The 6,183-nt window shown below is 67.6% G+C and carries 6 protein-coding genes; 5 read left to right on the forward strand and 1 reads right to left on the reverse strand.

What is annotated here, in order from left to right; translation table 11 throughout:
- The first annotated feature begins 59 nt into the window (after nt 1–59).
- Nucleotides 60–1,286 (forward strand): MFS transporter, encoded by a 1,227-nt coding sequence (locus ACOJTB_RS05555; protein WP_420101526.1) that lies wholly within the window; start codon nt 60–62, stop codon nt 1,284–1,286.
- A 43-nt stretch (nt 1,287–1,329) separates the two neighbouring features.
- Here the strand turns inward: ACOJTB_RS05555 and ACOJTB_RS05560 are convergent, their stop codons facing one another.
- Nucleotides 1,330–2,079, reverse strand: coding sequence for a superoxide dismutase (locus ACOJTB_RS05560; RefSeq protein ID WP_420101527.1), 750 nt, complete (start codon nt 2,077–2,079; stop codon nt 1,330–1,332).
- A 348-nt stretch (nt 2,080–2,427) separates the two neighbouring features.
- On the opposite strand from ACOJTB_RS05560, the gene ACOJTB_RS05565 reads away from it, so the two are divergent.
- The 4 genes from ACOJTB_RS05565 (at nt 2,428) to ACOJTB_RS05580 (ending at nt 6,067) form a co-directional block, all read left to right on the forward strand.
- Nucleotides 2,428–2,895 (forward strand): response regulator, encoded by a 468-nt coding sequence (locus tag ACOJTB_RS05565; RefSeq protein WP_420101528.1) that lies wholly within the window; start codon nt 2,428–2,430, stop codon nt 2,893–2,895.
- 119 nt (nt 2,896–3,014) lie between these two features.
- Complete coding sequence (locus tag ACOJTB_RS05570) at nt 3,015–3,296, forward strand: STAS domain-containing protein (RefSeq protein WP_420101529.1); 282 nt, start codon at nt 3,015–3,017, stop codon at nt 3,294–3,296.
- A gap of 5 nt (nt 3,297–3,301) precedes the next feature.
- Nucleotides 3,302–3,661, forward strand: a complete 360-nt coding sequence (locus tag ACOJTB_RS05575) for a response regulator (protein WP_420101530.1) — start codon at nt 3,302–3,304, stop codon at nt 3,659–3,661.
- Between the two features lie 18 nt (nt 3,662–3,679).
- Nucleotides 3,680–6,067 (forward strand): chemotaxis protein CheA, encoded by a 2,388-nt coding sequence (locus ACOJTB_RS05580; protein ID WP_420101531.1) that lies wholly within the window; start codon nt 3,680–3,682, stop codon nt 6,065–6,067.
- The last annotated feature ends 116 nt before the right edge of the window (nt 6,068–6,183 follow it).

Genomic DNA, 6,183 nt, shown 5'->3' on the forward strand with positions numbered 1-6,183 from the left:
CGCCGGCTAAGCGCAGGACGGGAATCGGTCCCGCCGCGCTTCGCCCCGGAGCCCATGCCATGGCCGTCAGCACGCCAAGCGCCGCCGCCACCGCCCAGCGCGCGATGATGCCGGTGCTGCTCACCCTCGCCTTGACGCATCTGCTCAACGACATGATCCAGTCGCTGATCCCCGCGATCTATCCGATCATCAAGGAGAGCTACCGGCTCGATTTCGGGCAGATCGGCCTGATCACGCTGACCTTCCAGATCTCGGCCTCGCTGCTGCAGCCGGCGGTGGGGCTCTACACCGACAAGCATCCGATGCCCTATTCGATGGTCGTGGGGATGGGGTTCAGCCTGATGGGGCTGATCGGACTCGCCTATGCGGGCAGCTACGGGCTCCTGCTGCTGTCTGCGGCCTGTGTCGGCATCGGCTCCTCGATCTTCCACCCGGAGGCGACGCGCATGGCGCGCAATGCCTCGGGCGGCCAGCATGGGCTGGCGCAGGGCATCTTCCAGGTCGGCGGGCAGACGGGCGGGGCGCTCGGGCCGCTCCTGGCGGCCTTCATCATCGTGCCGCGCGGGCAGGGGAGCCTCGCCTGGTTCTCGGTCGCGGCGCTGATCGCGATGATGCTGATGGTCTGGACCGCCGCGAGCTATGCCAGGCTCGACCGGGCCCGCCCGCCCAAGCCTGCCGGCGTCGCCAAGGTCGCGACGGCGCGGCCGGGCAAGGGCTCGGTCGCCTTCGCCATCGCGATCCTGATCATCCTGCTGTTCTCGAAGAACGCCTATACGGCGAGCTTCAGCTCCTTCTATACCTTCTATCTGATGGGCAAGTTCGGCATCTCGATCCAGAACTCGCAGGTGATGCTGTTCCTGTTCCTCGCCTCTTCGGCGGCCGGCGCGCTGGGCGGCGGCATGCTGGGCGACCGGATCGGCCGCAACAAGATCATCTGGTTCTCGATCCTGGGCGCGCTGCCCTTCACGCTGATCCTGCCCTATGCCGATCTATTCTGGACCGGTGTGCTGACCATCGTGATCAACATCATCATGTCGAGCGCCTTCGCGGCGATCCTGATCTATGCGCTGGAGCTGATGCCCGGCCGGGTCGGTCTCGTAGGCGGCTTCTTCTACGGCCTGTCCTTCGGCCTCGGTGGCCTTGCCGCCGCGCTGCTCGGCGAGTTCGCGGACTGGTACGGCATCGAGACGGTCTACCGGATGTGCTCGTACATTCCGCTCATCGGCCTGCTGGCCTGGTTCCTGCCGCGGCTCAGCGAAGGCGGCGGGGTGAAGGCCGGGCATTAGCGGCCCAGCCTCTGTCGCGCCTTTTTTAACTTGGTGACGGCGGTCAGATCGCCAGCTTGCCGGCCTTCGCGGCCGCATAGCGCTCGTCGATCTTCTTCCAGTCGACCACGTTCCACCAGGCCTTGAGATAATCGGCGCGGCGGTTCTGATACTTCAGGTAATAGGCGTGTTCCCACACGTCGTTGCCGAACAGCACCATGTGCTTGTCCATGATCGGGCTGTCCTGGTTCGGGCGCGGCAGCAGCGCGAGCTTGCCGGCCTTGTCGACCGTAACGAACACCCAGCCCGACCCGAAGACGCGCAGGCCCGCCGCCTCGAAATCGGCCTTGAACTTGTCGAAGCCGCCGAGATCGCGGGTGATCGCGGCCGCGACTTCGCCGGTCGGCGCGCCGCCGGCATTCGGCGCCATGATCTCCCAGAACATGCTGTGGTTGGCGTGGCCGCCGCCATTGTTGCGCACCAGCGTGCGGATGCTCTCCGGCAGCTGGTTCAGATCGGCCAGGAGTTCGCCGACCGAGGACGCCTTGGCGAGCATGCCATTGTCCTTTGCGGCGTTGTTCAACGCCGTGACATAGGCCTGATGATGACGGCTATAGTGGATGTCCATGGTGGCGGCGTCGATATGCGGCTCCAGCGCATTGGCCTCGTAGGCGCGCTTGGGCAGCGAGAAAGGGCCCGCGGGCGCGGCCGGCGCGGCGGCCTGCGCCCAGACCCGGGGCGCGGCGGCGAGAGCGGCGGCGCCGGCGCCGAAGGCGAGCAGGCGGCGGCGCGAAAGGCCTGAAGTCTGGATCATCGGCAATCTCCTCGAAGGCATCTTCACAAGGGTTAAGCGCATAACGATACCGCCGGATGACGAGAACGGTTCCAAGCGCATCGTTCACGTCGCCGTCAGTCCCCGCCAGAGGCCAGCCGGCCGCGGCCGAAGTCCCGATGCGAGGCCTTAACCTCAGCTTTACTGCGTTTGGCTACGTTTGGGCAGGATCTTCCGCAGGGGACTGCTCCGTCATGCTCGTGCTGGCTCTTCGGGTCGACCCGTCGCCGCTGCGCCGCCGGCCGAGCCGGACGGTCGGGATGGTCCTTTCGCCCTGAGGCGGAGCCGCGTTTCGTTTCGTGTGTCGAGTGAGTTGTCCGGGCCGACATCATGCATATCGCGCCTTCCTTCCCGAACCTCTCGGTGCTGCTGATCGATGCCAGCCCGCATTACCGGCGCATCGTGCGCACGATGCGGTATCAGGCGCAGCTGCACCGCAACTTCGAGGCGTCCGACCTGGCCTCGGCGGCGACCATCTTCATCCAGAAGCAGCCGAACATCGTGATTCTGGACTGGGATCTGCCCGATGGCGCCGGGCCCCGCTGCCTGACGGCGATCCGCTCGCAGAAGACCTCGCCCTTCGCCAAGGCGCCGGTGCTGGTGATGATGGAGCGGCCGGACAAGCGCGCCGTGGTTCATGCGGCCAAACTCGGAGCCCATGAGATCGTCACCAAGCCGATCTCGCCCAACAACCTCTGGACGCATCTTTCCGGCATCATCAATGTCCCGCGCAAATACCGTGAAAACGATGGCCGGGTGACGCTGGTGCCGCGCGCGATCAGCAACAGCATGTTCTGAAAGCTCTCAGCATCGCTCGCCTTGAGGTTGCCGAAAATATTGACGAGGTCGCGCGTGTTTAGCGAATTTTTTACCAGTTCGCCGCGATGCTGAGGGGCAACATTCCCGGGTCGCGCTCCATGGTCATCACCGTCTCGCTACCAGCTTTCCTCGGCCGCTCCGAGGCTGCCGCCTTCCGAAACCAGCTCCTCGTGGCGCTGGAACAGAAGGAGAGCATCGCCGTGGAATGTGCGAGTGCGGGGCCGCTGCCCAGCCTGTGGGTGCAGCTCCTCCATTCGGCAGCCGCCAGCGCCACGGCGCGAGGGCTCTCGGTTACGCTCAAGGCGGCATCGCAAGAATGCCGCGAATCCCTGCGGGCGATCGGCTTCGATGCCGCGCGAAGCGCTCTCGTTCTGGAGTGACAGGCATGAAGATCCTGGCCATCGACGACACCAAGACCCTCCTCAGCCTGCTGAGCCTGACGCTCCGCAACGCCGGCCATGAAGTGGCCGAGGCGGAGAACGGCGAGGACGGCCTCGCCAAATTCGACCAGTTCAAGCCCGATGTGGTGATCACCGACCTCAACATGCCGATCATGGACGGCATCGAGTTCACCCGGGCCTGCCGGGCGCGCCCCGCCGGCCAGAACACGCCGATCATCGTGCTGACGACCGAGAACGGTGCGGAGATCAAGGCCGAGGGCCGGCGCGCCGGTGCCAGCGCCTGGATGGTCAAGCCGTTCGAGCCCAACACCCTGCTCGGCCTCGTCGCCCGCTACCAGAACTGAGGCTGGCCGATGGATCCGTTGGCAGAACTCAAGCAAACCTTCTTCCAGGAATGCGAAGAGCTCCTCGGCGCGCTGGAGCTCAAGCTCCAGGCGCTGGACGAGGGCTCCAACGATCCTGAGGATGTCAACGCCGCCTTCCGCGCGATCCACTCGATCAAGGGTGGCGCAGGCGCTTTCGGCTGCACGGAACTCGTCGGCTTCGCGCATGTCTTCGAGGCGGCGCTCGACCATCTGCGCTCCGGCCGTGTCGCGATCGACGATGCGCCCTTCGCGCTCTTCCTGCGCTGCTCCGACGCGGTGGCCGATCTGGTTTCGGCGGCCCGCAACGACGAGCCTGCGACCGAGCGCCCCGATCTGCTCGCCGCGCTGGCCCAGGTCGGTCAGGATCCCGGCCATGCCCCGGCTGCGCCCGCCGCCGCCGCTCCCGCTCCGGCCGCGCCGGCCCCTGTGGCTGCGCCGGTCGCCCCGGTCGCCGCGGCTGCGCCCGCCAAGGGCGACGATGCCCCGCCCGGGATCGCCGCGCTCGGCAATCTGCTCGCCATGGTCGAGGCCAAGACCGCCGCCCCGGCCGCGCCGCAGGCCGCCGGCACCGTCGATAGATGGGATGACGAGGAACCCGCCACCGACGCAGCCAAGCCCGGCCGCGACGTGTTGCTGCGCATCCGGCCCGAAGCCGATCTCTTCCGCCGCGTCATCGAGCCGCGCGTCGTGCTCGGCTCGCTGCCGGCCGGGGACATCGTCTCCGTCACCTGCGACCTCAGCCGCGTGCCGATGCTCGAGGCGCTCGACGTCACCGATTGCTGGCTCGGCTTCGATGTCGCCCTGCGCACCGAGATGCCGGTCGAGGAACTGCACGGCCTGTTCGATTTCACCCTCGCCGCCGAAGAGTTCACGATCGAGAATCCCGGCGATGTGGGGGCTCCGGCCCCGGTCGAGGCGCCTGCTGCCCCTGCAGCGGTCGCCAAGCCTGCGCCTGCCCCCGCCAGCAGCGAGGTGCCCAGCTCGGTCGCGGCCGACCTCTCCGCCCTGCTGTCCAAGCTGGGGCCGAGCAGCGAGGCCGCTCCCCAGCCCGACATCAAGCCCGCTCCGGTTCCCGCGGCCGCCGTTCCGGCCGCGCCGCCGGCTCCGGTGGCTGCAGCCGAGCCGGCCCGTAGCGCCGCCGCCGCCCGGGCGCCGGCGAACGAGGCCGCCGCCGCGCGCCAGCGCCAGGCCGTCAGCGTGCGCGTCGATCTCGACCGCATCGACAAGCTGATGAACCTCGTCGGCGAGATCGTCATCACCCAGTCGATGCTGGTCGAATGCGTCCGCTCGCTGCCCTACGACGTCTATGCCAAGACCGCCGAAGGCATCCTGACCCTCTCGCGCCAGACCCGCGAGCTGCAGGACCATGTCATGGCCGTCCGCGCCCAGCCGGTGAAGGCGGTGTTCCAGCGCATGCCGCGCCTGGTCCGCGAGCTGGCGCAGACGCTCGGCAAGGAAGTCCGCCTGGTGCTGGAGGGCGAGAACACCGAGGTCGACAAGACGATCATCGAGGAACTCGCCGATCCGCTCACCCACATGATCCGCAACTCGATGGATCACGGGCTGGAGACCCCCGACGAGCGCGTCGCCGCCGGCAAGCCGCGCGAAGGCGTGATCAGGCTGATCGCCGAGCATCGCGCCGGGCGCATCGTAATCTCGGTCACCGATGACGGGCGCGGCATCAACCGCGACAGGCTGCTGACCAAGGCGCGTTCGCGCGGCCTCGTCGGTGCCGAGGAGCGGCTGCAGCCGGAGGAGATCGACCAGCTGATCTTCGCCGCAGGTCTTTCGACGGCCGAGCAGGTCAGCGACATCTCCGGCCGCGGCGTCGGCATGGACGTGGTGCGCCGGAACGTGGAATCGCTCGGCGGACGCATCTCGGTGGATTCCGAGCCCGGCCGCGGCTGCAAGTTCACCCTGGCCCTGCCGCTGACGCTGGCGGTGCTCGAGGGCATGGTGATCCGCTGCGGCGACGACCGCTACGTCATTCCGATCGCCTCGGTGATCGAGACCCAGCATCTGGCCTCGACCCCGATCGAGCGCCTGCCCTTCGGGCAGGAGGTGCTGCGCTGGCGCGGCGAAGTGACCCCGCTCTATCGCCTCGGCGACGTGATGGGCTCGATGGGCACGACCAACGAGAACATCGTCATCATCGCCGAGACCGAGCGCGGCAACAATGTGGGCATCGCCGTCGACGAGATCGTCGGCCAGCAACAGGTGGTCGTGAAGAGCCTCGAGGCGAATTACGGCGCGGTCAACGGCGCTTCGGCGGCGACGATCCTGGGCGACGGCCTCGTCGCGCTGATCCTGGATATCGACTCCATGCTTCGCCTGGCGGCATCCGCCGAGCGCGCTCCCCTATCTGACCTCAAAATGGCTGGATGACCATGACCCTCCAACTCGGCGAAAAGCACTTCTCGTCTGCGCAGCCGGAAGCGGCGGCGCGTCGGATCGTCACCTTCAAGGTCGGCGACCGCACCTTCGGCATCGATGTCGGCATG

This window comes from Allobosea sp., from assembly GCF_048595345.1.
In the GTDB taxonomy this organism is placed as follows: Bacteria; Pseudomonadota; Alphaproteobacteria; order Rhizobiales; family Beijerinckiaceae; genus Allobosea.